This is a genomic window from Leclercia sp. G3L, from assembly GCF_021117075.1.
Lineage (GTDB): Bacteria > Pseudomonadota > Gammaproteobacteria > Enterobacterales > Enterobacteriaceae > Enterobacter > Enterobacter adecarboxylatus_C.
The window spans coordinates 3,319,670-3,344,970 of sequence record NZ_CP088265.1 but is presented as its reverse complement, the minus strand read 5'-3'; the positions used below and the strand labels follow the sequence as shown (position 1 = coordinate 3,344,970).

The following is a 25,301-nucleotide window of genomic DNA, read 5'->3' as shown; positions in this document are numbered from 1 at the left end:
ACCGGACTTATGCCAGGCTGCTTTTCATCCCTGAAGTGCCATAACTATAAAAACCTCTGGAGGAAATGTGGCTGCTCTGAAACTGAAAACAAAAGGACGGCGTATTTTTATGTCGCTGGTGATGCCCTTAATGGTCGTCGTTTATGATGCGCACGGCCAGGCCAGCGCCGCGGTTGGCTCGTCAGCCAGCATCGTAACGCCCAAACCGCGAGTGATCGTCTCCACGGATATTGGCGGGACGGATTTCGACGATTATCAGTCGCTTGTTCACCTGCTCCTGTATGCGGACGCCATGCAGCTGGAGGGGCTAATCTCTTCGCCCTGGGGCCCGGTGCGTAATCGCGTGACTGAAATCCTGAAGACAATCGATCGGTACGCACAGGATTACCCGAACCTGAAAACCTGGTCTGCCGATTATCCGACTCCGGATTATCTGCGGTCAATTACCCGTCAGGGCGGGATGGACTCTGCGCCTCCCGACGGTTTTAGCCAGCCCACCGATGGCTCGAAGCTCATTATTGAAGCGGCAAAGCGCCCTGACCCCCGTCCCCTCTGGATCCTGATCTGGGGAGGAATTGACGATCTGGCGCAGGCCCTGCACGACGACCCGACCATCAAGCAGAAGATTCGCGTCTACTATATCGGCGGCCCGAACAAGAAATGGTCTACTTCTGCGTATAATTACATCGTCCGGCATCACCCGGATCTGCACATCATTGAAAACAACGCCACCTACCGCGGCTGGTTCACGGGAGGGGATCAACGCAATGGCGTCGATGGTGCCACTTTCGTGGCAAAACATCTGAAAGGCCACGGCGCGCTTGGCGATTTCTTTAACGCTTATGGCGATGGCCAGCTCAAAATGGGCGATACCCCGTCGGTGGCTTATGTTCTTGGCCCCAACCCTGAAGAACCCACCCAGGAAAGCAAAGGTGGAGGACGGTTCGTGCGGGCATGGGATCGCCCGATGTACAGTTTTAACGCCACGCCCACCGCTGCCGATGTGGTGGAAACCTACGGTCTGGTTGAGCTGATCGTTCATCCCGACGGCCGTGCGCCTGCGGGGACTAAGGCAGAGCTGGTAGTACCCACCTCCGCCTCGGCAAGCGATCGCTTCCCTGGCTTTGCGGCAGCGGATGGAAGCTGGCACTTCCGTTTTGTCTCCAAAGCCTCGCAAACGTGGAAATACACCATTGCGTCAAACTGGCCCAGCCTTGCAGACACGATTGGCGGCAGCTTCACTTCAGTTCCTCCTGCGGCTTCCCGGGCGACGCAGCCCTCCGCCCGCTATCCAAACTGGTGGACAGACAATCCCGATCCCGCCCTGAGCGAGGACGTGGCCCCCTTTGGCCCTCAGCACGGGATTAAGACCATAAACCAGTGGCGAGCGACCTATCTGGCCGACTTTGCAGCACGTGCCGACCGGCTGCTGCCTTCATCCTCTGCAGCAAAAGAGGCCAAACAACGCCTGTTCGTGTTGACAGACATTGGTGACGATCCGGATGACCAGATGTCAATGGTGCGTTTGATGACCTACGCCAACCAGATGAACATCGAAGGGCTGGTCGCCACCTCGACAGGCAAAAATAAAGATCAGGTTGAGCCTGAACGCATCGTCGCCATCGTTAAGGGCTACGGCCAGGTTCGTGACAACCTGGAGCGTCACGAGCCAGGTTTCCCGTCAGCGGAGGCGCTGCTTAAAACCGTTGCCCAGGGATTACCCATCCACAATATGGCTGCGGTGGGCGAAGGCAAAGACTCGACGGGATCCGAGCTGCTGATTAAGGCCGTTGATCGCCAGGACGATCGTCCTTTGTGGGTTGCGGTCTGGGGCGGCCCGAACGTTCTCGCGCAGGCGCTCTGGAAAGTACGTCACACTCGCACAGCTGAGCAACTCGAACAATTTGTTGCCAAACTTCGTGTCTATGCCATCTCCGATCAGGATGACAGCGGCCCGTGGATACGCAAAGAATTCCCGTCGCTGTTTTATATCGTCTCACCGGGTCAGAACGCCGGAGGCGGCTTCCACCACGCAACCTGGATAGGCATTGGCGGCGACTATTTTCATGGTCGTTTTGCCGGAGCCGATTATCAGTTGGTGACCAACGAATGGCTGGATAAAAACGTGCGCAGCAAAGGGCCGTTAGGCGCAGAATATCCGCGCTGGAAGTTTATGATGGAGGGCGACACGCCTTCATTTTTAAACCTCATCAATAATGGCTTATCGGATCCTGAGCATCCGGAGTGGGGTGGCTGGGGTGGTCGCTACGAACTTTATACGCCACATAAAGAGAGATGGTTTATGGCGCAGGAGACACGCCCGATCTGGACCAATACGCAGGATGAAGTGCTGGGGTTTGATAACCGCTGGCATACCACCAACCATGCGACAATCTGGCGCTGGCGCGGCGCGTATCAAAATGATTTTGCCGCCCGAATGGACTGGACCGTTAAGCCCTACAGTGAGGCGAATCACCCGCCGGTGCCGAAGCTCGATCATCCTGCCACCCTAACGGTGAAAAAAGGCGAACGCGTGCAACTCAGCGCGGTAGGTTCAAGCGATCCCGACGGGGATGCCCTCTCATATGAGTGGTTTGCCTACGCAGAGGCAGGAACGCGGGTGCTGTCGAACGCGGCAACCGGCATTATGTTAGACATTAAAAATGCCGACCAGCCGAAAGCCTGGTTCGATGTGACCGACGCCCGGGTGATGCCACCGGGAACCGGTACGATGCATATCATTCTGGCGGTCACCGATCATGGCACGCCGCGCTTAACCCGTTACAAGCGAGTTATTGTTAACGTGGAGCCATAACTACCCGCGTGGCAGGCATTATGCCTGCCACGTCAGTTCGGTTCAGAGGCAGATTACTCGTCGCCTTTCTTCTGGCTCAGACCATACTCGCGCAACTTATTGGCGATGGCGGTATGAGAAACGCCCAGCCGTTTCGCCAGCTTACGCGTGCTGGGATAGTTACGATAGAGCTGCGTCAGGACCGAGCGTTCAAAGCGGCTGGTAATGTCATCCAGCGACCCTTCCATCGCCTCTTCGCCCACCGCCACCGTACCGGCGTCGTAATCGGGCAGTAAAATATCCTGCGGCCGCAGCTCATAGCCTTCAAGCTGGGTCAGCGCCCGATAGATAGCATTTTTCAGCTGGCGGATATTCCCCGGCCAACCGTAACGGGTAAGCACCGTATTGAGATCGGCCGAAAACTTCGGTCGAGGAATGCCCTGCTCATCGGCAAAGCGCGCCACAAAGAGTTCGGTCAGCGGCATGATGTCCTGCGGACAGTCGCGCAGCGGCGGGATATTCAGCGTCAGCACGTTGAGGCGATAGTAGAGATCTTCGCGGAAGAGGCCCTTCTGCACCAGCTCTACCAGGTTCTTCTGGGTAGCGCAGATCACGCGTACATCCACATGCACCTCATGATCTTCACCCACGCGACGGAAAGTGCCGTCGTTAAGGAAACGCAGCAGCTTGGCCTGCATCCGCGGCGACATTTCGCCAATCTCATCCAGCAGCACCGAGCCGCCGTTGGCCTGCTCAAAGAAGCCTTTTTTGCCCTCCGGGGCGTGGCCGAACAGCTCGCTTTCGACGGCATCCTCCGGGATAGAGGCGCAGTTCAGCGCCAGATAAGGTTTAGCCGCGCGCGGCCCCGCCTGATGTACCGCATGGGCCAGCAGATCTTTGCCGGTTCCGGTATCACCGGTGATAAGCAAAGGTGCCGCCAGATTGGCCAGCTTGCGGGCATGCTCTACCACGTGACGCATTTTCGGGCTGACGGCAATAATCTGGCTGAAAGCGCCGACATCCTGACTCGACAGGTTTTGCAGCTGACGTCCCATGCGCACGGTGGAGCGCAGCATAATCACCGAGCCGGTCAGGGTGCGGTCGTCGTTATCGCCCTGCAGGTAAACCGGGGTGATCTCCATCAGGAAATTCTGCCCGTTGATGATCACATGCTCGCTGTGGGTTGACCGCGGATTGCTCTCCAGCCAGCGCTGGAAGTTGAAGCCGGGGATCAGCTGGGCGGCATTGTGACTGCTCAGCTTGTCCTGCTCCTGGGCAAACAGCTGACAGCTTGCCAGGTTGGCCCGGTCAATTTTACCTTTCAGATCCAGAGATAAGAACGGCTCAGGCATCGCTTCCAGCAGCGCGCTCAGGGCCAGATGCTCGCGCTCGGAGGGCATCCACGGCACGGTGCGCACGTCCGTAACGCCAGCGATACGGCGGATTTCAGCCATTAAGCTGCTGAATGTATCGAATGCAATTTCGGCAAAGTTCAGGTAAATCTTCCCGATAGGGTCGATCTCAATGCCGCGCAGATCAATGCTACGCAAAACAAGGAGATCGAGTAACTCGCGAGTCAGGCCGAGACGGTCCTTACAAAACACTTCCAGACGCATGGGAAAATCACTCTATAAGCCAGTAACCCTGAAATGATAAGCCAGATATCGGCGATCGGGAAGAAGGCTGTCAACAAATATTGACAGCCTGTGAAGCGAGTGGCGGAATTATGTGCGAGAAGGAAGAGCTACTGCGGTTTTTTGTTGAGCGTTTCTTTCAGCTGGCCGATTAATTCCCGGCGGAAATCGCCCAGCCGTGGTTTATCGTCCGCTGTCCACGGCAGAGGACGGCACAGCTCCATCGCTTTAATCCCCAGCCGTGCGGTCAGCAGTCCGGCGCCAATCCCCTGGGCTGCGCGGGCCGACAGACGTGCGGCCAGATCCTGCGACATCCAGTCCATTCCCACCTCGCGCACCACCTCGCTGGCACCGGCGAAGGCCATATTAAGCAGCACCAGGCGGAACAGACGCAGGCGGCTGTAATAGCCCAGCTCAATGCCGTACAGGGTGGCGATGCGGTTAATCAGGCGCAGGTTGCGCCAGGCGATAAAGGCCATGTCCACCAGCGCCAGCGGGCTGACGGCAATCATCAGGGTCGATTCTGCCGCCGAGCGGCTGATCTCCCGTCGCGCCTGGCTGTCGAGTACCGGCTGGACCAGATGGGCATACAGCGAGACCACCTCCCGGTCGTTCTGGGTTTCATGGATCGCGGCATACCAGCGCTGCAGCGCCGGATGCGACTGATCGAGCCCGGCCTGCTTCGCCAGTTTTTCGCAAAACGCCCGTCCGTTGCCGGTGCCGTGGCTGTGGAGCAGATCCCGGGCTTCGTCACGCTCGTGCGCGCGCTGGCGCAGTCGCCACAAGCGTCGCCATTCGGTAGCGACAGAACCCACGCCCGCCCCGACGATCAGCGCCCCGGCCGCACATCCACCCAGCGCCACCCAGTCCTGGGTCTGCCAGGCATTGATCGCCCACTGCACGCCCTGCCCCACCACCGTGACGCCGGTCAGTAGCAATCCGGCGCTGACCATTTTACGCCACAGGCTGCGTTTAGGCCGCAGGGCAGCCTCCACCACGGCCTCGGCTTGCCCCTCTTCGGCGGGGAGCATATCGGTTACCACCGGGGCAAACTGTTCTGCCTGAGTCGTATCAAAAGTCTGCGCCGCCTTAAAGGCCTCATGCTGTTCCTGCTCCAGCGTACCGTTAAAATCCATGCGCGGTTTTAAGGGTTCGGTCATCGCAATTTATCTCCAATTAAAAACTCCAGCGCGGCATCAAGGCGAATGTGCGGCAGCGGCTGGTCAACATTCATTGTCTGGGGACGGAAAGCTTCGAACTGGAAGCCCTGCTTTTGCCAGAACGCCTGGCCGGGCAGCCGGGCGGGCACCTCGCCGGGATAGACCGTCAGCGGAGAGCCATCGCTCAGTCGATGGCCGCGCAGCGCCGGGATTTTATCGCCATTGACGTCTATCAAGCCGCTCTGGGTAGCCTGCACCGATGCCAGCCCCAGACAGTCCATGCTGATGCCTTCAAACGCCGCGTTCTGCCAGGCATCCTGAACCAGCTGTTGCAGGAGCGACACCATATTGGCGTGCTGATCCACCGTGACGTGATCCGCCTTGGTCGCGGCAAAGAGCAGTTTATCGATCACCGGGGAGAACAGACGGCGGAACAGCGTGCGCTGCCCGTAGTGGAAGCTCTGCATCAGTTGGGTAAGCGCGAGACGCATGTCGTTGAAGGCCTGCGGGCCGCTGTTGAGCGGCTGCAGGCAATCCACCAGCACGATCTGGCGGTCGAAGCGTAAAAAGTGGTTGGTGTAAAACCCCTTCACCACTTTTTCGCAGTAGTAGTTGAAACGCTCGCGCAGCATCCCGGCGTTAGTGTGTTTATCCGCCTGGGCCAACTTCGATTCCCCAAAGGCCTCCACGTCCGGCCAGGGGAAGAATTGCAGCGCCGGGGCACCTGCCATATCTCCCGGGAGCACAAAGCGGCCCGGCTGGATAAAGTGCAGCCCCTCTTTTTTGCATTGATGCAGATAATCGGTCCAGGCCTCCGAGATGGCCGCCAGCCGGTTTTCGTCGGCGGGTGCCAGCGGATCCAGCCCCTCGCACAGCGTGCGCCAGTGGGCTGACCACTCTGCGCGTTGCCCCTGCAGCAGGCCGGTCATCTGCCTCGACCAGCTGAGGTAATCCTGAGTCAGCATCGGCAGATCGAGCAGCCATTCGCCAGGATAATCGACAATCTCCAGATAGAGGGTGGAAGTCTCTTTAAAGTGGCGCAGCAGCGAATCGTTGGAGCGATAGCGCAGCGCCAGGCGGATCTCGCTCACCCCGCGGGTCGGCGTCGGCCAGGTGGGCGGCGAGCCATACAGCTGGGCCAGCCCTTCATCGTAAGTAAAACGAGGAATGCCAAAATCGCGCTGCGGCACGCGCTTCACACCAAGCAGGCGCTCTTCGCGCACGGCGCTCAGCAGGGGTAAACGCGCCCCGGCATGCAGATTAAGCAGTTGGTTGACCATTGCCGTGATAAAGGCGGTTTTGCCGCTGCGGCTCAGTCCGGTGACCGCCAGGCGCAAATGACGGTCAACCCCACGATTAACCAGAGAATTGAGTTCATTTTTAAGTCGCTTCATCGCCATCCTGTTCTGCCTGAAGGAATTATTGTTCTGAGAAATATGACATGGGGACAAGGAGAAGGGAATAAAAGTGCCGCAACGGCACGTCCAGCGCTGTGCCGTTGCGGTCTATTTCAGTTTACCGGAAAGACGGTTGGCGAGCTTTTTCAGCATCGGTTCCAGCGCCACCGCAAGCAGCATGCGGACGGGTTTGCGGGCGACAGATTTGATCGCCCACCCCGCCACGCCCGCCGGGCCGTACCGCAGTGCGGTCAGTAAAACCAGCTTCCCTGCAAATTTCAGGCCCGGCTTAACCTGCTGCCCGGCACGTTGCCAGCGTTGATTCATATCAGGTCTCTCAGTTAAAGCTGACGAAAACGGCTTCGCAGCGAGAAGGTATCAGAGGTGACATACCGCTCCATCTCACGCAGGCGTTGTTCACCTGCCGACAGTTGGGCATCCACCGCGTCCAGCAGTTCACTGCTGGTGGGGGCATTTTCATCGCCCATCGCGCTGTCCGGCATCGGATCCAGCACAAAGGATAAAATGATGTAGGCCACCAGGGTAATAAACGCCAGGCCAAAGAAGATGGAGAGCACCGTTACCACGCGCACCAGCTTCACCGGCACGTCGAGGTAGTGCGCCAGCCCGGCGCAGACGCCGCGCACCATCCCCTGCTGGGGGATACGCCACAATTTTTTGTTCAGGTTCAGTCCAGCCATTAGCGATCCCTCCAGTTCGGATGTTCCGCATCCAGGATGGCTTCCAGCGCCTGAATACGTTCACGCATTTTATTTGCGTCCTGGGTTAACTGCGCCAGGCGCTGTTGTTCACTTTGCGACAGCTCACTCCGGGAGGAACGGTTGCTGTAATGCAGCCACAGCCAGATCGGCAACACAAACAGCACGAAAATGGTCAGCGGAATGGCAAGAAAAAGCGCGCTCATGTCTACTCCTTGTCTTACGATGAGTGGCGGCGCCAGCCGGCGCCGCAGGTATTATTATTGATTGTCTTGTTTCATTCTGGCCTTCAGCGCGGCCAGTTGCTCGCTGATTTCATCATCGGCTTTCAGATCGGCAAACTGCTGATCCAGCGTCTTCTGTTTGCCAAAGCTGTGGCTTTCTGCTTCGGCTTCCATCTGATCGATACGGCGCTCAAACGACTCGAAACGGGCCATGGCTTCGTCAATCTTGCCGCTATCAAGCTGACGGCGCACGTCGCGTGAAGAGCTGGCGGCCTGGTGACGCAGCGCCAGAGCCTGCTGGCGGGCGCGGGTTTCGCTCAGTTTGTTCTCCAGCTCCGCAATCTCTTTTTTCATGCGGGCCAGGGTTTCGTCCACCAGCGTGACTTCCTGCTCCAGCGTGGCCACGATCTCGGTCAGCTTCTGCTTTTCGATTAGCGCAGAGCGGGCCAGATCGTCTTTGTCTTTACGCAGCGCCAGTTCGGCTTTTTCCTGCCATTCGTTCTGCTGGGCAGTGGCCTGTTCAATGCGGCGTGAGAGCTGCTTCTTCTCAGCCAGCGCACGGGCAGAGGTGGAGCGCACTTCGACCAGCGTATCTTCCATCTCCTGAATCATCAGACGCACCAGCTTCTGCGGATCTTCTGCCTTTTCCAGCAGCGAGTTGATGTTGGCGTTCACGATGTCGGCAAAACGAGAAAAAATACCCATAATTGAATCCTCACATTTTCTGTTATCGGGCTAAGCCCTGCTGCTTAGCTAATACAAATCCCGTGCCAACTTTTTATCTTATTGATTTTACGCAAGGTGATTGCTTTTTCGCCCGTTCCACCCTACTCTCGCTTAGTGAATCACACCAATAACTGGTTAATTTCATCATGGCTGAATTTAAAGATACCTTATTAGGGGAAGCCAACAGCTTTCTCGAAGTGCTGGAGCAGGTTTCAAGGCTGGCACCGCTGAACAAACCGGTGTTGATCATCGGCGAGCGCGGCACCGGGAAAGAGCTGATAGCCAACCGCCTGCACTATTTATCCGGGCGCTGGGACGGGCCTTTCATCTCCCTGAACTGCGCCGCGCTGAATGAAAATCTGCTCGATACCGAACTGTTCGGTCACGAGGCTGGCGCTTTTACCGGGGCGCAACGTCGTCATCCCGGCCGCTTCGAGCGCGCAGACGGCGGCACGCTGTTCCTTGATGAGCTGGCTACCGCCCCGATGCTGGTGCAGGAAAAGCTGCTGCGCGTCATAGAGTATGGCGAGCTGGAGCGCGTGGGAGGCAATCAGCCGCTACAGGTGAATGTGCGGCTGGTGTGCGCTACCAACGCTAATTTGCCGGAGATGGTGGAGCAGGAGCGGTTTCGCGCCGACCTGCTGGATCGGCTGGCGTTTGACGTCGTCAACCTGCCCCCGCTGCGCGAGCGGCGCAGCGATATCATGCTGCTGGCGGAGCAGTTTGCCATCCAGATGTGTCGTGAGCTGGGGCTACCGCTGTTCCCTGGCTTTAGCCAGCGCGCACGCGAAACGCTGCTCGATTACCGCTGGCCGGGCAATATCCGTGAGCTGAAGAACGTGGTTGAGCGTTCCGTCTATCGCCACGGCAGCAGCGAAACCGAGCTCGATGAGATTGTGATCGATCCCTTCAATCGTTCCACACCATCCCCTGTCGCTCAGCCCCACGCCGCGGCTTCGCCCACCCTGCCGCTGGATTTGCGGCAGTTCCAGCAGACGCAGGAAAAGCAGCTGCTGGAGCAGAGCCTGCGGCAGGCAAAATTTAATCAGAAACGCGCGGCTGAGCTGCTGGGTCTTACCTACCATCAACTCAGGGCGTTGCTCAAAAAGCATCAAATGCGCTGACAATATCAGCACTTATCCGCAGACATTTTTACGAAGCAGGTGTAAGTGCGATACACTTTGCAGATCGTCACTAAAAACCTTAAAAATTATGCGTCTGGTTTTCTCGTCCCTGATTGCGCTCGGTCTGTTAAGTAGCCAGGCTTTTGCTGCCCCCGTGCCTGCGGATCGCGCCGATATTCGCGACAGCGGCTTTGTCTACTGCGTCAGTGGGCAGGTCAACACCTTCAACCCGCAAAAAGCGAGTAGCGGTTTGATCGTCGACACTCTCGCCGCGCAGCTGTATGACCGCCTGCTGGATGTCGATCCCTATACCTACCGCCTGGTGCCGGAGCTGGCCGAGAGCTGGGAAGTTTTAGACAACGGCGCAACCTACCGTTTTCGTCTGCGCGACGATGTGAACTTCCAGACCACGCCGTGGTTTAAACCCACCCGCAAACTCAATGCGGATGACGTGGTCTTTACCTTCCAGCGCATTTTTAACCGCGACCATGCGTGGCACTACGTCAACGGCGGCAGCTTCCCCTACTTCGACAGCCTGCAGTTTGCCGATACGGTGAAAAACGTACGCAAGCTGGATAACCGCACGGTGGAGTTCACCCTCGCCCGTCCGGATGCCTCCTTCCTGTGGCATCTGGCAACGCACTACGCCTCGGTGATGTCCTCCGAATATGCCACCCAGCTGACCCTGCAGGACAAACAGGAGCAGATGGACCGCCAGCCGGTGGGCACCGGACCGTTCCAGATCGCAGAATATCGCGCCGGGCAGTATGTGCGCCTGCAACGCCATGAGAAATTCTGGCGCGGCAAACCGCTGATGCCCCAGGTGGTGGTGGATTTAGGCTCCGGCGGAACAGGCCGTTTATCGAAACTTCTCACCGGCGAGTGCGATGTGCTGGCCTGGCCTGCTGCCAGCCAGCTGACCATCCTGCGCGACGATCCGCGTCTGCGCCTGACGCTGCGCCCGGGAATGAACATTGCCTATCTGGCGTTTAATACCAATAAGCCGCCGCTGAACAACCCGGCGGTGCGTCACGCCCTGGCGCTGGCGATCAATAACCAGCGTCTGATGCAGTCCATCTATTACGGTACCGCAGAGACCGCCGCATCAATCCTGCCCCGCGCCTCGTGGGCTTACGATAGCGAGGCTAAAATTACTGAATACAACCCGGATAAATCACGCGAGCAGCTCAAGGCGCTGGGGGCGGAGAACCTCACCCTGCAACTGTGGGTGCCCACCAGCTCCCAGGCATGGAACCCGAGTCCGCTGAAAACCGCCGAGCTGCTGCAGGCAGACCTCGCCCAGGTGGGGGTCAAGGTGGTGATTATCCCGGTGGAAGGCCGTTTTCAGGAGGCGCGCCTGATGGACATGAACCACGATTTAACCCTTGCCGGCTGGGCAACCGACAGTAACGACCCGGACAGTTTCTTCCGGCCGCTGCTGAGCTGCGCGGCGATCGATTCGCAGACCAACTACGCCCACTGGTGCCACCGCGAGTTTGACGACATTCTGCGCAAAGCGCTGTCTACTCAGCAGCTGGCGGCGCGAATCGATGCTTATGATGAAGCGCAAATGATTCTGGCTAAAGAGCTGCCGGTGCTGCCGCTGGCCTCTTCCCTGCGTCTGCAGGCGTACCGTTACGATATTAAAGGCCTGGTGCTCAGTCCGTTTGGTAACGCGTCCTTTGCCGGCGTTTCCCGTGAGAATCAAGAAGAGGTGAAAAAACCGTGATTATTTTTACCTTACGTCGGCTGCTGTTGCTGCTGATCACCCTCTTCTTTCTGACTTTTGTCGGCTTCAGCCTGAGCTATTTCACCCCCCATGCACCGCTGCAGGGAGCCTCTCTGTGGAATGCATGGTGGTTCTGGTTTGAAGGCGTGTTGCACTGGGACTTCGGTGTCTCCAGCATCAACGGCCAGCCGATCGCCGAGCAGCTGAAAGAGGTGTTCCCTGCGACCATGGAGCTGTGCATTCTGGCATTCGGCTTTGCGCTGGTGGTCGGGATCCCGGTCGGGATGCTGGCCGGGATCACCCGCAACAAGTGGCAGGATAAACTTATCAGCGCCATCGCCCTGCTCGGCTTTTCAGTACCGGTATTCTGGCTGGCCTTGTTGCTGACGCTCTTTTTCTCACTCACGCTTGGCTGGTTGCCGGTGTCCGGGCGTTTCGACCTGCTGTATGAGGTGAAGACGGTCACCGGTTTCGCGATTATTGACGCCTGGCTCTCAGATTCGGTCTGGCGGCATGAGATGATTATCAGCGCCGTGCGCCACATGGTGTTGCCGGTGCTGGCGCTGGCCGTGGCGCCGACGACTGAGGTCATTCGCCTGATGCGCATCAGCACCATTGAGGTGTTTGATCAGAACTATGTTAAAGCCGCTGCCACGCGCGGGCTGTCGCGGCTGACGATTTTACGCCGCCATGTCCTGCATAACGCCCTGCCGCCGGTGATCCCGCGTCTTGGCCTGCAGTTCTCCACCATGTTGACGCTGGCGATGATTACCGAGATGGTCTTTAGCTGGCCGGGTCTGGGGCGCTGGCTGATCAACGCCATCCGCCAGCAGGACTACGCCGCCATCTCCGCTGGGGTGATGGTGATTGGCGCCCTGGTGATTATTGTTAACGTGATATCCGATATTTTGGGCGCTATGGCTAACCCGCTGAAACATAAGGAATGGTATGCCTTACGATAGCGTATACAGTGAAAAGCGCACGCCAGGCGCGTTGCGCACCGCGTGGCGTAATTTTTACGGCGACGCCACGGCAATGATCGGCCTGTACGGCTGCGGCGGCCTGGTGCTGCTCTGCATCCTGGGATCCTGGTTTGCCCCCTACGGCATCGACCAGCAGTTTCTTGGCTATCAGCTGTTACCCCCCTCCTGGTCGCGTTACGGCGAAGTCTCCTTCTTCCTCGGTACCGATGACCTCGGCCGCGATGTTTTAAGCCGCCTGCTGAGCGGCGCGGCACCAACGGTGGGCGGCGCCTTTGTGGTCACCCTGGCGGCCACCCTGTGCGGTCTGGGGCTGGGCATTGTCGCCGGGGCGACCCACGGCCTGCGTTCGGCGGTCACTAACCATATTCTCGATACCCTGCTGTCGATTCCGTCGCTGCTGCTGGCAATCATCGTGGTGGCGTTCTCGGGGCCGCACCTGATCCACGCCATGTTTGCGGTGTGGCTGGCGCTGCTGCCGCGCATGGTGCGCTCGGTCTACAGCCTGGTTCACGATGAGCTGGAAAAAGAGTACGTGGTTGCCGCTCGTCTGGATGGCGCCACCACCTTAAACATTCTGTGGTTCGCAGTGCTGCCCAATATCGCCTCCGGGATGGTCACCGAAATCACTCGCGCCCTGTCGATGGCGATCCTCGATATCGCTGCGCTCGGGTTTCTCGATCTGGGCGCGCAGCTCCCTTCTCCGGAATGGGGGGCAATGCTGGGCGACGCGCTGGAGCTGATCTACGTAGCCCCGTGGACGGTGATGCTGCCGGGCGCGGCGATCATGATTAGCGTGCTGCTGGTGAACCTGCTTGGCGACGGCATACGCCGCGCCATAGTGGCGGGGGTGGAATAATGCCGTTACTGGATATTCGCAATCTGACGATTGAATTTAAAACCGGCGAAGGCTGGGTGAAAGCGGTGGATCGGGTCAGCATTACCCTGAGCGAAGGCGAGATCCGCGGCCTGGTGGGCGAGTCGGGTTCGGGCAAGAGCTTAATTGCCAAGGCCATTTGCGGCGTGGCGAAAGATAACTGGCGCGTCACCGCCGACCGTATGCGCTTTGACGATATCGACCTGCTGCGCCTCTCCGTTCGCGAGCGACGCAAGCTAGTGGGCCACAACGTGTCGATGATTTTTCAGGAGCCGCAGTCCTGTCTCGATCCGTCGGAACGGGTAGGCAAACAGCTGATGCAGAACATTCCCGCCTGGACCTATAAAGGCCGCTGGTGGCAACGTTTTGGCTGGCGTAAACGCCGGGCCATCGAGCTGCTGCACCGGGTGGGGATCAAGGATCATAAAGACGCCATGCGCAGCTTCCCCTATGAGCTGACCGACGGCGAGTGCCAGAAGGTGATGATCGCCATTGCGCTGGCCAACCAGCCGCGCCTGCTGATTGCTGACGAACCGACCAACGCGATGGAGCCGACTACCCAGGCGCAAATTTTCCGCCTGCTCACTCGGCTTAACCAGAACAACAACACCACCATTTTGCTGATCAGCCATGACCTGCAGATGCTGAGCAAATGGGCGGATAAGATTGACGTGATGTACTGCGGTCAGACCGTGGAAACCGCCGGTAGCGAGGAGCTGGTGACCATGCCGCATCACCCCTATACCCAGGCGCTGATCCGCGCGATCCCCGATTTCGGCAACTCCATGCCGCATAAAAGCCGCCTCAATACCCTGCCGGGGGCGATCCCGCTGCTGGAACATTTGCCGATCGGCTGTCGCCTCGGGCCACGCTGCCCCTATGCGCAGCGGAAATGTATTGAAACCCCGCGCCTCGCCGGGCCGCGGAACCATCTGTTTGCCTGCCATTTCCCGCTGAACATGGAGAAAGAGTGACATGGTCGAAACCTTGCTGGAAGTGCGCAACCTGAGTAAGACCTTTCGCTACCGTACCGGTTTGTTCCGCCGTCAGACCGTCGAAGCGGTGAAACCGCTGAGCTTTACCCTGCGGGAAAAGCAGACCCTGGCCATCATCGGTGAGAACGGTTCAGGGAAATCGACGCTGGCGAAAATGCTGGCCGGGATGATCGAACCCTCCGATGGTGAAGTATTGATTGACGACCATTTGCTGAAATTTGGTGATTACTCGTTCCGCAGTCAGCGGATCCGCATGATTTTTCAGGATCCGTCGACGTCGCTGAACCCGCGCCAGCGTATCTCGCAGATCCTCGATTTTCCGCTACGTCTGAATACCGATCTTGAGTTTGAAGCGCGGCGTAAGCAGATTATTGAAACCCTGCGAATGGTCGGGCTGCTGCCGGATCACGTCAGTTACTATCCACACATGCTGGCACCGGGGCAGAAACAGCGTCTCGGCCTTGCCCGCGCGTTGATCCTGCGGCCAAAGGTGATCATTGCTGACGAAGCGCTGGCCTCGCTGGATATGTCGATGCGTTCACAGTTAATCAACCTGATGCTGGAGTTACAGGAGAAACAGGGTATTTCGTATATCTACGTGACCCAGCATCTGGGGATGATGAAGCACATCAGCGATCAGGTGCTGGTGATGCATGAAGGCTCGGTGGTGGAGCGCGGCAGTACCGCATCGGTGCTGGCCTCGCCGCTTCACGATCTGACAAAACGTTTAATTGCCGGGCATTTTGGCGAAGCCTTAACCGCCGATGCCTGGCGAAAAGATCGCTGACCTGCCCCTGTATGGAGTGGTCGGATTAACACTGTACGCGACACATGCTATTATCGCCGCGTTTTAACGACGGTTGTCCAACAGATGACAGCCGCCACAACAATGAATATAAGGATTAGAGCTATGGGTTTTCTTTCCGGTAAGCGCATTCTGGTGACTGGCGTTGCCAGCAAACTGTCCATCGCATACGGTATCGCACAGGCGATGCATCGCGAAGGCGCTGAGCTGGCATTCACCTACCAGAACGACAAGCTGAAAGGCCGCGTAGAAGAGTTTGCCGCGCAGCTGGGTTCCAGCATTATTCTGGAATGCGACGTTGCACAAGATGAAAGCATCGACGGCATGTTCGCTGAGCTGGCAAAAACCTGGCCGAAATTTGACGGTTTCGTTCACTCCATCGGTTTTGCACCGGGCGACCAGCTGGATGGCGACTACGTGAACGCGGTCACCCGTGAAGGCTTCAAAATTGCTCACGACATCAGCTCCTACAGCTTTGTGGCGATGGCAAAATCCTGCCGCACCATGCTGAACCCGGGCGCAGCCCTGCTGACGCTCTCCTACCTGGGTGCTGAGCGCGCTATCCCGAACTACAACGTAATGGGCCTGGCAAAAGCCTCTCTGGAAGCAAACGTGCGCTATATGGCGAACGCGATGGGTCCTGAAGGCGTGCGCGTGAATGGTATCTCTGCGGGTCCAATCCGTACCCTGGCCGCTTCCGGCATCAAAGACTTCCGTAAAATGCTGGCGCATTGCGAAGCGGTTACCCCAATCCGTCGCACCGTCACCATCGAAGACGTGGGTAACTCCGCGGCGTTCCTGTGCTCTGACCTCTCGGCTGGCATCTCCGGCGAAGTGGTTCACGTTGACGGCGGTTTCAACATCGCTGCAATGAACGAGCTGGAAATCAAATAAGTTCGTCACCTTCCCGCTGCGGCGGGAAGGTTTGCCTGCCGTTCCATCCCGTTTTCCCTCTCGTTATTCCGTTCCGCTATTTGTTATCACCTAACAATATTTTTCCGCTTATCCGCCTTACGCCAGGATATTGATCGCCATTTTGAGATCAAGGAACGCACATGGAACAACGCCGTATTTCTGGCAAAGGCCACTGGTATCACGAGACCCAGTCCAGTAGCAGCCCGACGGAAGTCCTGCCTTTGGTTCCCGAAGCCGCACAGGTCGCGGATCGTTTTTTGCTGAACCTCACTTTACCGACAACGCTGCTGGCGGCCTGCGAACGCTGGTTAACCCCGGCCCGGGCGCTGTGTGACCTCTTTTTCCCGCGCGCCGTGCCGGTAAATCGCCTGCGCACGCTGAGCGCGTACGACCGATTCAGCACCGCGCTGACCGTGGCGCAGGTGTGCGGCGTGCAGCGTCTGTGTAATCACTACGCTGCGCTTCTCGCCCCGCTCTCCGGTCCTGACTCCTCTCGTGAAAGTAATCGCCGCCTCGCCCAGATCACCCAGTATGCCCGCCAGCTTGCCAGCTCGCCTGACGTGATCGACGCCAAGGCGCAGCAGGAGCTCGATGAGGTGGGCCTGACGGTGTATGACATCGTGACCATCAACCAGATTATCGGCTTTGTCGGTTTTCAGGCGCGGGTTGTCGCAGTGTTTCAGGCCCTGCTCGGGCACCCTGTCCGCTGGCTACCCGGACACCACATCCCCCCGCATGCCCTGATTGATGATAATGAGCTGAACATGGACGCCTGGGAGTCTGTCGTGCCAGGCGTTGAGCAACGGAACGCCAGCGCGCAGCAGCTGGCATCCCTTGAACGCTGGCAGGCCGAGCCGCTATTGCAGCAGCTTACGCCGGTGCTGTGCCATGAGCCGGCGATCCTCGATTACACGGGGGAAATTCTGGTCAGCGGCATCCATAATGCGCAACCAGCCGATGCGCCAGATGAGGCGGTAAAACGCGCCGTAGAACAGCTGGCGCGCTCCCCGGATCGGTTCAGCGCCGCGCAGTTTACCCCGCTGACGGACGAGGGTCTTTCCCCGGCTCAGGCTATCAACCTGCTGACCTGGAGCGCTTTTTGCGGTTGGTTGAGCCGTCTGAAAATCGCCATCGGCAAAGGCGAATAACCCTACTCATTACCTAAAGAGCGCTTGCCGTAACAGTGAGATTCGCGTAAAACTGTCAGCCGCTCAATGGCTACGAAAATAGATCACTATGCTCCAGGACAACCCGCTGCTAGCGCAGCTTAAACAGCAACTGCATTCCCAGACGCCACGTGCTGAAGGGGTCGTAAAAGCCACGGAAAAAGGCTTTGGCTTCCTTGAAGTCGATGCACAGAAAAGTTACTTCATTCCGCCTCCGCAGATGAAGAAAGTGATGCACGGCGATCGTATTACTGCCGTGATCCATAGCGAAAAGGATCGTGAATCTGCCGAGCCTGAAGCGTTGATCGAACCGTTCCTGACCCGCTTTGTGGGTAAGGTGCTGCGTAAAGATGACCGTCTGTCCATCATTCCGGACCATCCCCTGCTGAAAGACGCCATCCCTTGCCGCGCCGAGCGCGGGGTCGCACATGATTTTAAAGAAGGTGACTGGGCCGTGGCTGAAATGCGCCGTCACCCTCTCAAGGGCGACCGCGGTTTTTATGCCGAGCTGACCCAGTTTATTACCTTCGGCGACGACCATTTCGTGCCATGGTGGGTCACGCTGGCACGCCATAATCTGGAAAAAGAAGCGCCAGAAGGTGCAGCGACGGAGATGCTGGACGAAGGTCTGACGCGTCGCGATCTCACCGCCCTCAATTTTGTGACCATCGACAGCGCCAGCACCGAAGATATGGACGATGCGCTGTATGTGGAAGAGCAGGCTGACGGCAAGCTGCTGTTAACCGTGGCCATTGCCGATCCTACGGCCTGGATTGCTGAAGGCACGCCGCTGGATGACTCTGCTAAAATTCGCGCCTTCACCAACTATCTGCCGGGCTTCAACATCCCGATGCTTCCGCGCGAACTGTCTGACGACTTGTGCTCACTGCGCGCTAACGAAGTCCGTCCGGTTCTCGCCTGCCGCATGACCATCGCCACCGATGGCACCATCGAAGAGAACATCGAATTCTTTGCAGCCACCATCGAGTCAAAAGCCAAGCTGGTGTATGACGAAGTGTCTGACTGGCTGGAAAACAGCGGCAGCTGGCAGCCTGCAAATGACGCCATTGCTGAACAGATCCGTCTGTTACAGCGCGTCTGCCTGAGCCGCAGCGAGTGGCGTAAGACCCACGCGCTGGTGTTCAAGGATCGCCCTGACTACCGCTTCATTCTCGGTGAAAAAGGTGAAGTGCTGAATATTGTTGCCGAACCGCGTCGCATTGCTAACCGCATTGTTGAAGAGTCGATGATTGCGGCCAACATCTGTGCGGCCCGCGTACTGCACGACAAACTCGGTTTCGGTATTTATAACGTGCACACCGGCTTCGACCCGGCGAACAGCGAGGCGCTGGCCGCCCTGCTGAAGACTCATGACGTACACGTCGACCCGCAGGAAGTCCTGACGCTGAACGGCTTCTGCAAGCTGCGTCGTGAGCTGGATGCACAGCCGTCCGGCTTCCTCGATAGCCGCATCCGTCGTTTCCAGTCTTTCGCTGAGATCAGCACCGAACCTGGCCCGCATTTTGGCCTGGGTCTGGAAGCCTATGCGACCTGGACATCCCCGATCCGTAAGTATGGCGATATGGTTAACCACCGCCTGCTGAAAGCGATCGTTAAAGGGGAAACCATCGCCCGTCCGCAGGACGAAACCACCGTGCAGATGGCAGAGCGTCGTCGTCTTAACCGCATGGCGGAGCGCGACGTCGGTGACTGGCTGTATGCCCGCTTCCTGAAAGACAAAGCCGGGACTGATGCCCGTTTTGCGGCCGAAATCATCGATATCAGCCGCGGCGGCATGCGTGTTCGTCTGGTGGATAACGGCGCCGTGGCTTTTATTCCGGCCCCGTTCCTGCACGCCGTGCGTGACGAACTGGTTTGCAGCCAGGAGAACGGCACCGTTCAGATTAAAGGTGAAGTGGCCTATAAGGTGACTGAGGTTATCGACGTCACTATCGCTGAAGTACGCATGGAAACACGCAGCGTTATTGCCCGCCCTGCCGTCTGATTGTCGCCTGCTGAAAAGTCGGATCCACCCACGCCGGGTGATCCGACTTTTTTATTACCTCTAAAACCTCATACTCATCATTTTTACGTACCTTTCCCTCCCACAAATTGCAAAAAGCGATCACAATTATTAGCGGCGGGCGGGTTCACGTCTTAATGCGCTACAGGAATATTCATTCGACTGTATCCTTTTTCGCCATTCTCGTTCTAATATAAGAATACTGGGAAAAAACAATAGGTTTAGTTCGGTATTACCGCCGTTTTATTGCGATTAAACCGACTGGAAATGCACAATCTGTGCAATTAAGTGCGCCTGGGAGAGAGCATGATTGACGATCTGGAGCAAAATTTGCTGTTTCGTTACATGGGCACCCACAGTCCCTGGTGGCGGCTGACGGCGGACAGTAATGCGCTCCATCTTGCGGCCAGTGAAAGCGCAGATACTACACAGGTTGTCGCGTTGACCGATGAACAGGCCAGTCATATTCGCCAGATGACGGTGATCACCTCCAGCATTACCATGACGCTCTCCCTGTACGGTACCGATGTGCCAGTGCACCTGGTAGGCCGCAAAATCAATAAAAAAGAGTGGGCCGGCACCGCCTCCGCCTCCGCCTGGCATGATACCTCCGCTGTCGCCCGCGATCTGGCGCAGGGTCTCTCCTTTGCCGAACAGGTGGTTTCTGAAGCCAACTCGGTCATCGTCATTCTCGATCGGCACGGCAATATTCAACGCTTCAACCGCCTGAGCGAAGAATACACCGGGATGAAAGAGCACGAAGTCATTGGTCAGAACGTTTTTAAGCTGTTTATGAGCCGCAGCGAAGCCGCTGCCTCCCGCCGTAATATCAGCGGTTTTTTCCGTGACGGTAGCTCTTATGAAGTTGAGCGCTGGATCAAAACCCGCAAAGGGCAACGTCTGTTCCTGTTTCGTAATAAATTTGTGCACAGCGGCAGCGGCAAAAACGAAATTTTCCTTATCTGCTCCGGTACGGATATCACTGAAGAGCGTCGTGCCCAGGAGCGGCTCCGGGTACTCGCCAATACCGATACCATTACCGGCCTGCCAAACCGCAATGCCATTCACGATATGATCAGCGAAGCGATCGATAAGCGCGGCGACACCCAGGTGGGCGTGGTCTACCTTGACCTCGATAATTTCAAAAAAGTGAATGATGCCTACGGGCATATGTTTGGCGACCAACTTTTACAGGCCGTGGCGCTGGCGATCCTCAGCTGCCTGGAAGATGGCCAGGTACTGGCTCGTCTGGGCGGCGATGAGTTCATCGTGCTGGCCACCGGGACTTCCCAGGGTGCGCTGGAAGCGATGGCGTCGCGGATCCTGACCCGGCTGCGCCAGCCTTTCCGGATTGGTTTGATTGAAGTCTATACCGGCTGCTCGCTGGGCATCTCCCTTGCCCCGCAGCATGGGACCGATCGTGAAAGCGTGATCCGCAATGCCGACACCGCCATGTACACCGCCAAAGAGAACGGACGCGGCACGTTTTGCGTCTTCTCACCGGAGATGAATCAGCGCGTCTTTGAATATCTGTGGCTGGACACTAACCTGCGCAAGGCGCTGGATAATGACCAACTGGTGATCCACTACCAGCCGAAGATCACCTGGCGAGGCGAGGTCAGAACCCTCGAAGCGCTGGTTCGCTGGCAGTCGCCAGAGCGCGGCCTGATCCCGCCGCTGGAGTTTATCTCCTATGCCGAAGAGTCGGGGCTCATCGTGCCGCTGGGCCGTTGGGTGATGCTCGATGTGGTCCGCCAGGTCGCCAAATGGCGCGATAAAGGCATTAATTTGCGCGTAGCGGTCAACGTCTCGGCCCGCCAGCTGGCGGATCAGACCATATTCAGCGATCTGAAACAGGCGCTGAAGGATCTCAATTTTGAATATTGCCCGATAGATGTGGAGCTGACGGAAAGTTGCCTGATTGAAAACGAAGAGCTGGCGCTGTCGGTTATCCAGCAGTTCAGCCAGCTGGGGGCGCAGATCCATCTCGATGACTTCGGCACCGGTTATTCGTCGCTGTCGCAGCTGGCCCGCTTCCCCATCGATGCTATTAAGCTCGATCAGGCCTTTGTCCGGGATATCCATAAGCAGTCGGTCTCGCAGTCACTGGTGCGGGCGATTGTTGCCGTCGCCCAGGCGCTGAATTTGCAGGTGATTGCCGAAGGGGTGGAGAGCGCAAAAGAAGACGCCTTTCTGACAAAGAATGGCGTCAACGAACGACAGGGTTTTCTCTTTGCTAAGCCCATGCCCGCTGTCGCATTCGAGCGATGGTTTAAACGATATCAGTCACGCAACGCGCGTTAGCTGGCTTTACGCAGGCCTGATGCGGTGTGGCGATCCTGGAGCTGAACCAGCCGCTGCATATAGGCCACGTCCTTCTGCTGCAGACAAAATGCAGCATCCACCCAGTCTTCCGTGATATCCATAAGCTCGCTGCGCGGCAGCTGCAACACCCGCTGACGGGCGCGGAGCATGGCTCTGACGCCGTTCATTTTAGGCTGTAACGTGTCGATGAAGGTCCGTGTCGCAACGTAGCCCTGACCGGGTTCGAACAGCACGTCCACCAGCCCCTGCTGCTGATACCACTCTGCAGTGTGTGACTCCCCTTTGTAGATCAGCTCTTCTGCCAGTTTCATGCCTGAACGGCGTGCCACCAGCGAGTAGCCGCCCATGCCGGGAAAGAGATTGAAGGCGATCTCCGGGAAGCCTAAACGCGCATCCCGCTGTGCCAGCAGGAAGTGGTGCGCCAGCGCGGCCTCAAATCCGCCGCCAAGCGCACTGCCCTCCACCATCGACAGGGTGATTGCCCCGGTATCGAAGCCACGCGACGCAGCATGGACACAGTCCACGCACGCGCGGGCATACGCCCGAAGCGCTTCGCGACGTCCATTCTCGATGCACTCAACAAAGAAACGTAGATCGCCGCCGGTGTTGTACATCTCTGGCACCAGCGATCCGGTCACCCAAAAATCGACCTCAAACCCGGACTGCCTTACCAGCCAGGACAGGTTCATGATCTCCTCAATCAGGGCATGATTGAAGCATGGGCGTGGCTGAGCTCGCAGCATCATCCACACGGTGCGTCTTTCCTCTTCGTAGTAAGCTGCGAGTTGGGTGAATCGTACAGAATCAGTGAACAGTTTACAGGTAGCCTGATTGATAATTGTCATAGTCTAATTCCTCATAGAAAAAAGCGCCTTGCGCGCAGAATTAGACTAATCCACTACCAAAGTCCTCTGTATAAAGATGTATGAAAATATCACTACTATTAATGTACTTTCGTTAGCACACTTTTTCCCTTCTCTTTTGCCGTTAATTTCTGCATCATTGAATTTATTCACTTTTCATTTAGGGATGAGATTATGTCTGATATCGATGCACTGAAAGTTGCCCAACGTATTGATACTGTGCTGGATATTCTGGTTGCAGGTGATGTGAACTCTGCTCTGCGTAATCTCGAGATATTAAAATCAGAATTACTGACCCAGGCGGGCGCGCAGAAAAACGGCGACGCCGCACAGCCTAAATCGCCGTGGGAAGTTTAAGGGTCGCAGCAGCTCCCGTGGTTATGTCAGTTTTCAACTAACGGCTCAGCCGTTTTAATATGGATGCTATGAATTCCCGACAACAAATAATATTACAGATGGTGATCGACACAGGACGTGTGAGCGTCGTTGATCTGGCTAAAAGTACCGGCGTGTCTGAAGTCACCATCCGCCAGGATCTCAATCTTCTGGAAAAAATGAGCTATCTGCGCCGCGCGCATGGCTATGCCGTGCCGCTCGACAGCGAAGATGTCGAAACGCGCATGATGAACAACTATGCCCTGAAACGTGAACTGGCGGAGTTTGCCGCTTCTCTGGTCAACAACGGCGAAACGGTGTTTATCGAGAACGGCAGCTGTAATGCCCTGCTGGCGCGTACCCTGGCCGAGCAGAAAGAGGAAGTCACCATCGTGACGGTGAGCAGCTACATTGCTCATCTTCTGAAAGAGACGCGCAGCGAGGTTATTTTGTTGGGCGGAATCTATCAGAAAAAAAGCGAAAGCATGGTTGGCCCTCTTACACGTCAGTATGTTCAGCAGGTTCATTTCAGCAAGGCCTTTATCGGCATCGATGGCTGGCAGCCTGAAACCGGCTTTACCGGGCGGGATATGATGCGTTCAGACGTGGTTAATGCGGTGCTTGAGAAAGGCGGTGAGGCTATTGTGCTGACCGACAGCACCAAATTTGGCGCGGTGCATCCCTACACCATGGGCCCGGTCTCCCGCTTCAGCCGGGTTATTACTGACGAAGGCCTCAAAGCGGCCCACAGCGAGAAGCTGCAGCACGACGGGCTCATCGTCGATATCGTGAAAAAGCCAGCCTGACTCCCCTCCAACGCCCGGTTCGCCGGGCGTTTACCTGCCCTTTCGCTCTGAGATTATTCTGACGCAGCCTTTAAGACTATTTACCTGTTGGATCAGTGATAAAGACGTAAAATTAATGTTAGCGATATAACAGGAAGTGACTATCACCTGCGTGATTTTGTAACGCCTGCGCGAACAGTTTCATGGAAAACACGCTTAAGAGTTTTACACTTAATTAAGCAGAGCTATTTCCGTGGACCACTACTTCAGGAGAATGAGTTATGTCTATTAACAGCAAAAAATTATCCGCTGCTATGCTAGCCGTTACGCTGGCATTGTCCCTGAGCGCATGCTCCGGCATGAGCAGACAAGACCGTAATACCGCGATTGGTGCGGGTGCAGGCGCAATCGGTGGTTCCGTCTTAACTGACGGAAGCACGCTGGGGACCCTGGGTGGTGCCGCAGTGGGTGGTATCATCGGTCATCAGGTTAAATAACTAACCGATTTCCACCGCAGTCATTTGATAATGCCCTTTTGTTTCTGGCGCTATCTCAAAATAAAAATAATAAGCCACGGTCTCGACCGTGGCTTATTTGTTTCTGGCAAGCGTCAACCACCCGCTAATTTCACTTTCATCCCTTTTGCTTCCAGCAGGGATTTAATCAGATCCCGCTTGTCGCCCTGGATCTCAATTACGCCATCCTTAACTGCCCCGCCGCAGCCGCATTTTTTCTTCAGTTCAGCGGCAATAGCTGCCAGGGTGGCATCGTCAGCATCAATGCCGGTCACGAGGCATACGCCCTTTCCTTTACGCCCGCTGGTCTGGCGTTGAATTCGTACAATGCCGTCGCCTTTCGGACGCTCAGCTACCGCTTTCGGTTCATCTATGCGCCCGGTATCGGTCGAATAGACCAGGCGACTGTTGTTATCGCGCATTACGCCCCCTTGTGAAGTGATGCGTTGATGGCTTTCAGAGTTTGTGCCGGGTCAGCAGACTGGGTTACCGGACGACCAATAACCATATAGTCTACGCCCGCCGCCAGCGCCTGCTCCGGGGTCATAATGCGGCGCTGGTCGCCGGCATCGCTGCCCTGAGGACGAATACCTGGCGTTACCAGCTTAAAGTCCTGGCCAATAGCGCTTTTGAAGCGCACGGCTTCCTGAGCTGAGCAAACCACCCCGTCCAACCCACAGCTGTGCGTCAGGCGCGCCAGACGCTCGGCATGCTCTGCTGGTGACAGTGTCACGCCAAGATCCAGCAGGTCGCTGGACTCCATGCTGGTCAACACGGTAACGGCAATCAGTAACGGCGCGTCTTTGCCAAAGGGCTGGAGAGCTTCACGAGCCGCGGTCATCATCCGCGCACCGCCTGAGGCGTGCACGTTAACCATCCAGACGCCCAGCTCGGCAGCTGCCGCTACCGCATGGGCGGTGGTGTTAGGAATATCGTGGAATTTCAGATCCAGAAAGACATCAAAACCGCGCTGCTGCATGTCACGCACAATTTGCGGGCCAAAGAGCGTAAACATCTCTTTGCCGATTTTCAGGCGGCAGTCGCGCGGGTCAATACGATCAACGAACGCAAGCGCGTTATCGCGATTGTTGTAATCGAGAGCGACAACAACAGGAGATTCAGTAACTGCGCGGGATGAAGAGGGAGCTACAGACGTCATGACCGGACCTT

Annotated in this window: 24 protein-coding genes; 14 read left to right on the top strand and 10 right to left on the bottom strand. The window is 57.1% G+C overall.

Features of this window, described 5'->3' with window-relative positions; genetic code table 11:
• Positions 1–67 precede the first annotated feature (67 nt).
• A complete protein-coding gene (locus LRS40_RS17485) occupies positions 68–2,815 on the top strand; it encodes a nucleoside hydrolase-like domain-containing protein (RefSeq protein ID WP_231312192.1) in 2,748 nt (915 codons plus the stop codon).
• A gap of 53 nt (positions 2,816–2,868) precedes the next feature.
• Here the strand turns inward: LRS40_RS17485 and tyrR are convergent, their stop codons facing one another.
• The 7 genes from tyrR to pspA form a co-directional block, all read right to left on the bottom strand.
• Positions 2,869–4,410 carry a transcriptional regulator TyrR gene (gene tyrR / locus LRS40_RS17480; protein ID WP_231312191.1) on the bottom strand — a complete coding sequence of 514 codons (1,542 nt, stop codon included), beginning with the start codon at positions 4,408–4,410 and terminating at the stop codon, positions 2,869–2,871.
• Positions 4,411–4,538: 128 nt separating this feature from the next.
• A complete protein-coding gene (locus tag LRS40_RS17475; RefSeq protein ID WP_142489781.1) occupies positions 4,539–5,588 on the bottom strand; it encodes a YcjF family protein in 1,050 nt (349 codons plus the stop codon).
• Positions 5,585–6,982 (bottom strand): YcjX family protein, encoded by a 1,398-nt coding sequence (locus LRS40_RS17470; RefSeq protein ID WP_231312190.1) that lies wholly within the window; start codon positions 6,980–6,982, stop codon positions 5,585–5,587. The genes LRS40_RS17475 and LRS40_RS17470 overlap by 4 nt, the downstream gene beginning before the upstream one ends.
• 111 nt (positions 6,983–7,093) lie before the next feature.
• Entirely contained in the window at positions 7,094–7,312 is a 219-nt protein-coding gene (gene pspD, locus LRS40_RS17465) for a phage shock protein PspD (protein ID WP_142489783.1), read from the bottom strand.
• 14 nt (positions 7,313–7,326) lie between these two features.
• Positions 7,327–7,686, bottom strand: a complete 360-nt coding sequence (gene pspC / locus LRS40_RS17460) for an envelope stress response membrane protein PspC (protein ID WP_142489784.1) — start codon at positions 7,684–7,686, stop codon at positions 7,327–7,329.
• Entirely contained in the window at positions 7,686–7,910 is a 225-nt protein-coding gene (gene pspB / locus LRS40_RS17455) for an envelope stress response membrane protein PspB (RefSeq protein WP_106993128.1), read from the bottom strand. The genes pspC and pspB overlap by 1 nt, the downstream gene beginning before the upstream one ends.
• Before the next feature lie 54 nt (positions 7,911–7,964).
• On the bottom strand, positions 7,965–8,633 hold the full coding sequence (pspA, locus tag LRS40_RS17450) for a phage shock protein PspA (RefSeq protein ID WP_231312189.1): 669 nt from the start codon (positions 8,631–8,633) through the stop codon (positions 7,965–7,967).
• A gap of 167 nt (positions 8,634–8,800) precedes the next feature.
• Between pspA and pspF the strand changes: the two genes are divergently transcribed.
• The 10 genes from pspF (at position 8,801) to pdeR (ending at position 21,572) form a co-directional block, all read left to right on the top strand.
• Entirely contained in the window at positions 8,801–9,778 is a 978-nt protein-coding gene (pspF, locus tag LRS40_RS17445; RefSeq protein ID WP_231312188.1) for a phage shock protein operon transcriptional activator, read from the top strand.
• Between the two features lie 88 nt (positions 9,779–9,866).
• Positions 9,867–11,507 carry an ABC transporter substrate-binding protein SapA gene (sapA, locus tag LRS40_RS17440; protein ID WP_142489788.1) on the top strand — a complete coding sequence of 547 codons (1,641 nt, stop codon included), beginning with the start codon at positions 9,867–9,869 and terminating at the stop codon, positions 11,505–11,507.
• Positions 11,504–12,469 carry a putrescine export ABC transporter permease SapB gene (sapB, locus tag LRS40_RS17435; RefSeq protein ID WP_231312187.1) on the top strand — a complete coding sequence of 322 codons (966 nt, stop codon included), beginning with the start codon at positions 11,504–11,506 and terminating at the stop codon, positions 12,467–12,469. The genes sapA and sapB overlap by 4 nt, the downstream gene beginning before the upstream one ends.
• Positions 12,456–13,346 carry a putrescine export ABC transporter permease SapC gene (gene sapC, locus LRS40_RS17430; RefSeq protein WP_142489790.1) on the top strand — a complete coding sequence of 297 codons (891 nt, stop codon included), beginning with the start codon at positions 12,456–12,458 and terminating at the stop codon, positions 13,344–13,346. The genes sapB and sapC overlap by 14 nt, the downstream gene beginning before the upstream one ends.
• Positions 13,346–14,338, top strand: a complete 993-nt coding sequence (sapD, locus tag LRS40_RS17425; RefSeq protein WP_231312186.1) for a putrescine export ABC transporter ATP-binding protein SapD — start codon at positions 13,346–13,348, stop codon at positions 14,336–14,338. Before sapC ends, sapD begins: the two co-directional genes overlap by 1 nt.
• A 1-nt stretch (position 14,339) precedes the next feature.
• Positions 14,340–15,146, top strand: coding sequence for a putrescine export ABC transporter ATP-binding protein SapF (sapF, locus tag LRS40_RS17420; protein ID WP_142489792.1), 807 nt, complete (start codon positions 14,340–14,342; stop codon positions 15,144–15,146).
• A 123-nt stretch (positions 15,147–15,269) separates the two neighbouring features.
• Positions 15,270–16,058, top strand: a complete 789-nt coding sequence (fabI, locus tag LRS40_RS17415) for an enoyl-ACP reductase FabI (RefSeq protein WP_142489793.1) — start codon at positions 15,270–15,272, stop codon at positions 16,056–16,058.
• A gap of 161 nt (positions 16,059–16,219) precedes the next feature.
• Complete coding sequence (locus LRS40_RS17410) at positions 16,220–17,227, top strand: CMD domain-containing protein (RefSeq protein WP_156263949.1); 1,008 nt, start codon at positions 16,220–16,222, stop codon at positions 17,225–17,227.
• 88 nt (positions 17,228–17,315) lie between these two features.
• Positions 17,316–19,250 carry an exoribonuclease II gene (locus tag LRS40_RS17405; protein ID WP_231312185.1) on the top strand — a complete coding sequence of 645 codons (1,935 nt, stop codon included), beginning with the start codon at positions 17,316–17,318 and terminating at the stop codon, positions 19,248–19,250.
• 324 nt (positions 19,251–19,574) lie between these two features.
• A complete protein-coding gene (gene pdeR, locus LRS40_RS17400; RefSeq protein WP_231312184.1) occupies positions 19,575–21,572 on the top strand; it encodes a cyclic di-GMP phosphodiesterase in 1,998 nt (665 codons plus the stop codon).
• On the opposite strand, the gene LRS40_RS17395 is transcribed toward pdeR, so the two are convergent.
• Positions 21,569–22,438, bottom strand: a complete 870-nt coding sequence (locus LRS40_RS17395; protein ID WP_156263951.1) for a crotonase/enoyl-CoA hydratase family protein — start codon at positions 22,436–22,438, stop codon at positions 21,569–21,571. The genes pdeR and LRS40_RS17395 overlap by 4 nt on opposite strands.
• Before the next feature lie 192 nt (positions 22,439–22,630).
• Here LRS40_RS17395 and LRS40_RS17390 point away from each other — a divergent pair, with 192 nt between their 5' ends.
• From LRS40_RS17390 to osmB, 3 genes are all read left to right on the top strand, one after another.
• The gene (locus LRS40_RS17390) at positions 22,631–22,813 is read left to right on the top strand and encodes a hypothetical protein (protein ID WP_106993141.1); all 183 of its coding nucleotides are present in this window, start codon (positions 22,631–22,633) and stop codon (positions 22,811–22,813) included.
• Between the two features lie 68 nt (positions 22,814–22,881).
• Complete coding sequence (locus LRS40_RS17385; RefSeq protein ID WP_231312183.1) at positions 22,882–23,637, top strand: DNA-binding transcriptional regulator YciT; 756 nt, start codon at positions 22,882–22,884, stop codon at positions 23,635–23,637.
• 260 nt (positions 23,638–23,897) lie between these two features.
• Entirely contained in the window at positions 23,898–24,113 is a 216-nt protein-coding gene (osmB, locus tag LRS40_RS17380) for an osmotically-inducible lipoprotein OsmB (RefSeq protein ID WP_106993143.1), read from the top strand.
• Positions 24,114–24,226: 113 nt separating this feature from the next.
• On the opposite strand, the gene yciH is transcribed toward osmB, so the two are convergent.
• Together yciH and pyrF are read right to left on the bottom strand one after the other, a co-directional pair.
• A complete protein-coding gene (gene yciH / locus LRS40_RS17375; RefSeq protein WP_142489799.1) occupies positions 24,227–24,553 on the bottom strand; it encodes a stress response translation initiation inhibitor YciH in 327 nt (108 codons plus the stop codon).
• A complete protein-coding gene (gene pyrF / locus LRS40_RS17370) occupies positions 24,553–25,290 on the bottom strand; it encodes an orotidine-5'-phosphate decarboxylase (protein ID WP_156263954.1) in 738 nt (245 codons plus the stop codon). The genes yciH and pyrF overlap by 1 nt, the downstream gene beginning before the upstream one ends.
• Between the last annotated feature and the right edge of the window lie 11 nt (positions 25,291–25,301).